Consider the following 1,403-nt stretch of genomic DNA (forward strand, 5'->3'; position numbering starts at 1 on the left):
TGGGGACTATCTCATTAACGGTGTATCCGGCAGTTTTCTTTAGTAGTTTTCAGCTGCCGGGAATCGGTCGCTGAAGGTGATGGCGAAGGCGTTCAAAGCGGGTTTCCAACGCACGGCCCACCGGGTTCTGCCGGCACCGGTCGGATCGAGGGATCGGGTGACCAGATACAGGCACTTTAGCGCGGCCTGCTCGGTCGGGAAATGACCCCTCGCCTTCACCGCGCGCCGGTACCGGGCGTTGAGCGATTCGATGGCGTTGGTTGAGCAGATCACCCGCCGGATTTCCACGTCGTAATCCAGGAACGGGATGAACTCTTCCCACGCGTTTTCCCAGAGCCGCACGATCGCCGCGTATTTCCTGCCCCACCTCTCCGTGAGCTCCTCGAGTGCCGTCCGGGCGGCCGCGGCGTTCGGGGCCGTGTAGATGGGCTTCACATCGCGTTTGAGCGCGTCCCAGTCCTTTTTCGAGGCCAGCCGGAAGGTGTTGCGGATCAGGTGGATGATGCACGTCTGCACCGTCGTCAGCGGCCAGACATTGCCCACCACTTCCGGCAAGCCCTTGAGTCCGTCGCAGACCAGGAAGAAACTGTCCTTCACACCACGGTTCTTGATGTCAGTGAGAACGCTCATCCAGAACTTCGCCCCCTCCCCGCCAGTCCCGGCCCAGAGACCCAGGATGTCCTTCTCCCCGTCCAGGGTGACACCAATGGCGGCGTAGATCGGCCGGTTGGCGACCTGACCATCACGGATCTTGACCACAATGGCATCGATGAAGATCGCCGCGTAGACCTCATCCAGCGGCCGGTTCTGCCACTCGTTCATCTCCTCGAGCACCCGGTCCGTGATCCGCGAGATGGTCTCCTTGGAAACGGAAGCCCCATAGATCTCAGCGAAGTGCGCACTGATCTCGCCTGTTGTCAGGCCCTTCGCGTACAGCGAGAGGACCATCTCGTCTACACCGTTCAGGCGGCGCTGGCGCTTCCGGACAATGACCGGCTCAAACGTGCCCTCGCGGTCCCGCGGAACGTCTATACCCACCGGCCCGGTTGTCTCCGTCAGCACGGTCTTGGACCGGGTCCCGTTACGGGCATTGCCCGTCTCTTTCCCGGCCGCGTCGTGTTTCTCATAACCGAGGTGCTCCGTGAGCTCCTCATCCAACGCAGTCTCGATGACCGTCTTCGTCAGCATCTTCAGCAGCCCGCCAGGACCAGTCAGAGACAATCCCTGCTCCCTGGCCATCCTCACCAGCTCGCGCGCGGCCTCGGCCTCGGATTTCTCTGTCAGTTTCTCAGCGGTATTCGTACTCGGCACAGCCTCAAGTGTTGCGGCCATATCGGGCTCCTCCCCGCCAGGCTCACCGCCCGGCGTGTCGAGCCAGATACACCGTTAATTCCACAGTCCCC

The 1,403-nt window shown here is 61.9% G+C and carries 1 protein-coding gene; it reads right to left on the reverse strand.

The window, feature by feature from the left end; all coding sequences use genetic code 11:
- Positions 1 to 39: 39 nt before the first annotated feature.
- A complete protein-coding gene (locus tag QMG79_RS16575) occupies positions 40 to 1,332 on the reverse strand; it encodes an IS256 family transposase (RefSeq protein ID WP_283539734.1) in 1,293 nt (430 codons plus the stop codon).
- Positions 1,333 to 1,403 lie beyond the last annotated feature (71 nt).

It is taken from the genome of Pseudarthrobacter sp. PS3-L1, from assembly GCF_030063285.1.
Taxonomy (GTDB): Bacteria; Actinomycetota; Actinomycetes; order Actinomycetales; family Micrococcaceae; genus Arthrobacter.